The organism is Streptomyces sp. SID14478, from assembly GCF_010548525.1.
Taxonomy (GTDB): domain Bacteria; phylum Actinomycetota; class Actinomycetes; order Streptomycetales; family Streptomycetaceae; genus Streptomyces.
Window position 1 is genome coordinate 1 of the sequence record NZ_JAAGMG010000795.1, and the last position, 2,558, is coordinate 2,558.

The 2,558-nt window shown below is 72.0% G+C and carries 3 protein-coding genes and 2 pseudogenes; 1 reads left to right on the forward strand and 4 read right to left on the reverse strand.

The window, feature by feature from the left end; all coding sequences use genetic code 11:
• The 4 genes and pseudogenes from G3I40_RS26250 to G3I40_RS26265 form a co-directional block, all read right to left on the reverse strand.
• Positions 1-371: pseudogene (locus G3I40_RS26250) on the reverse strand (hypothetical protein); the annotation flags it as partial.
• Between the two features lie 153 nt (positions 372-524).
• Positions 525-962 carry a DUF6113 family protein gene (locus G3I40_RS26255; RefSeq protein WP_203644813.1) on the reverse strand — a complete coding sequence of 146 codons (438 nt, stop codon included), beginning with the start codon at positions 960-962 and terminating at the stop codon, positions 525-527.
• Complete coding sequence (gene mshB, locus G3I40_RS26260) at positions 962-1,861, reverse strand: N-acetyl-1-D-myo-inositol-2-amino-2-deoxy-alpha-D-glucopyranoside deacetylase (RefSeq protein WP_164304630.1); 900 nt, start codon at positions 1,859-1,861, stop codon at positions 962-964. Before mshB ends, G3I40_RS26255 begins: the two co-directional genes overlap by 1 nt.
• 24 nt (positions 1,862-1,885) lie before the next feature.
• Entirely contained in the window at positions 1,886-2,080 is a 195-nt protein-coding gene (locus tag G3I40_RS26265) for a hypothetical protein (RefSeq protein ID WP_164304632.1), read from the reverse strand.
• Positions 2,081-2,280: 200 nt separating this feature from the next.
• Between G3I40_RS26265 and G3I40_RS26270 the strand changes: the two are divergent.
• Positions 2,281-2,558, forward strand: a pseudogene (locus G3I40_RS26270) (S9 family peptidase); the annotation flags it as partial.

Sequence of the window (2,558 nt, forward strand, 5' to 3'; positions counted from 1 at the left end):
CCGTTGCCGGCGTCGGACTGGGCGGCGTAGCCGGTGAGCGCGGAGGGAAGGCTCGGGGCGGCGTCCGGCTCGGTCGCCGCGGCCTGCGCCTCGGCGCCGTCCTGCGGCCCCCCGTCGACATCGCTCATCGGCGTCCGCATCACGACCGGCGGGATCGGACGCGAGCCGGGGATGTTGATCCGGATCCGCGTCGTCAGCGTGGTCTCGGTCTTGGGTCCGTCCTGGGCGCCCTGGTCACCCGGCGGCGTCGGCCCGGCATCGCCGGAGGCCGCGCCCTGCGCGGACGTTCCGTACGGAGGCGTCCCCGACGGGTACGCGGCGCCGCCGCGCCCCTGGGGCCCGGAGGACGAACTGTCAGTTTCACGACTCAAAGCAGGTTCTCCCGGTTGGCTCCGCCGCCCGTCTCGACCTCGCGCGGGCTGCTCGGCGGCGCGCACCACCATACTGGCCGCCGCAGGAGGTCACCGTGTGACGGATGGTGAATCCTCTGCGGGGGTACGGCCGTGCTGGTAATAAGTGCGACGTCACTTCCCAAGTCGGGCGGCGGACGAGGGTGGTTGCCGTGGTACGCCAAGGGTGGCGCACATCACAGCCACGGCCATCCCCCCGAGGAGGAAGAGGTAGGAGCCGAGTCCCGCGCCGAACAGGAAGTCACCCTCGGGACGGCTCGCGGTCAGCAGGACGACCGCGACGACCCAGCCCGCCGCGGGTGCCACGGCCCCTGATCTGGCACGGGTCAGCCGCACGCCGCCGTGGAAGAGGCCGGCCGCGCCGACGAGCGAGAGCAGCAACCCGCCCGGGAACCAGCCCCCTTGGAGCAGCGCGCCCGCGACGCCGACGAGCAGCCCGAGCACGAACAGGGCGAGCAGCAGCGCGGCCCGCCCCGCCGAGAATCCGCCGAAGGCGAAGGGGAGGTCCACCTGCGGGGCGGGGGCCCGGCCACCGCTCTTGCCGTTGCTCATCACGCGCGCTCTCCCTCGATGCCCTCGAACAGGTCCTTCTCGTACGCCGATCCGGGCTCGCCCCGCACCAACTCGTAGTACTCCGTGGGCAGCAGCGGCTGCGCGAGCCCGTTCGACAGCGCGAACACGCCGAGCCCCTCGGGCACGTCGACCTGAGTGGCGTGCGCGCGCATCGCGGCTTCCTTGCGTACCCCGTACGGCTTGCCGTCGATCTCCGCGGTGACGCGTGCGTCCTCGATGACGCCCGGCACGTCGGACACGGTGGCGGCGACGTCGAAGGGCGTGCGGTCGAGCCCGGCGTCGAGACGGCGGAACATCTCCTCGACGACGGAACGGGGCGCCCGGTTCCAGTAGATCTTGGAGATCGTGTGCGGCTCCCCGAGGTCGCGCCGGAAGGCCGGTTCGGCGGCGAGGTCGGCGGCGCGCATGGCGACGCGGTGTGCCTGGATGTGGTCGGGGTGCCCGTAACCGCCGTCGGGGTCGTACGTGACGAGGACCTGCGGGCGGACCTCGCGGACGACGGCGACGAGGTGCGCGGCCGCCTCGTCGAGGTCCGCGGACCAGAAAGCGCCGGGCCGCGTGTTCTGCTCGGCGCCCATCATCCCGGAGTCGCGGTAGCGGCCGGGGCCGCCGAGGAAGCGGTGGTCGACGACGCCGAGTTCCTTCATGGCGGCGGCCAGTTCACCGATACGGTGCGGCCCGAGGAGATCCTCCCGATCCGGGGCGAGATGAGCCAGTTGGTCCGGAATGACCTCGCCCTCTTCGCCGAGGGTGCAGGTCACGAGCGTGACGTGGGCGCCGTCGGCCACGTACTTGGCCATGGTGGCGCCGTTGTTGATCGACTCGTCGTCGGGGTGCGCGTGCACGAGGAGCAGACGCCGGCCGGGCAGTTCCGTCATGCCCCCAGCCTAGAACCCCGGCGGCTAGAACTTGATGCCGCCGATCACGCCCGCCACGTTCGTCGTCAGCTCCTGGATCGTGGGGGCGACCGACGAGCTCGCCAGATAGAAACCGAGGAGCACGCAGGCCACCGCGTGCCCCGCCTTCAGGCCCGACTTCTTGATCAGGATGAAGACGATGATCGCGAACAGCACCACGGCCGAGATCGAGAGTGCCACAGCGGTCCTTCCTTCACAGTGATCCGGTCACCGGCAGGCATCTCCTGCAGAGATACCCACACAGCGCTACGAATCATAACTATCCGTCGCGACGCATGAGTCGCCGCCCGGGAGCACCGGGAGCGGCGGGGAGCGCGCGGGGGCGCATGGCCTGATCCGGCCCCGGGCCCGTCGTGGGGATCAGGCCCTAGTCTTCGAGGATGACCATCGAGACCACGTCCGCGGCCGGATCCGAGGCGGATTCCTTCCCGCGCCAGCACGCGCGCACGCAGCGCTTCACGTCGGGCGCGCCGCGCGCCTTCACGGTGGCGCCCGACGGGGAGCGGGTCGTCTTCCTGCGCTCGCCGTCCGGCACCGACCGGGCGAACGCCCTGTGGGTCCTCGACGTGACGAGCGGTCAGGAGCGGGTCGCCGCCGACCCGGCCGCGCTGCTGGGCGGCGTCTCGGAGCGGTTGTCGGCCGCGGAGCGGGCCCGGCG

Coding starts and splice junctions, on each gene's coding strand:
- G3I40_RS26255 (WP_203644813.1), bottom strand. CDS start 962: ATGAGCAACGGCAAGAGCGGTGGCCGGGCCCCCGCCCCGCAGGTGGAC.
- mshB (WP_164304630.1), bottom strand. CDS start 1,861: ATGACGGAACTGCCCGGCCGGCGTCTGCTCCTCGTGCACGCGCACCCC.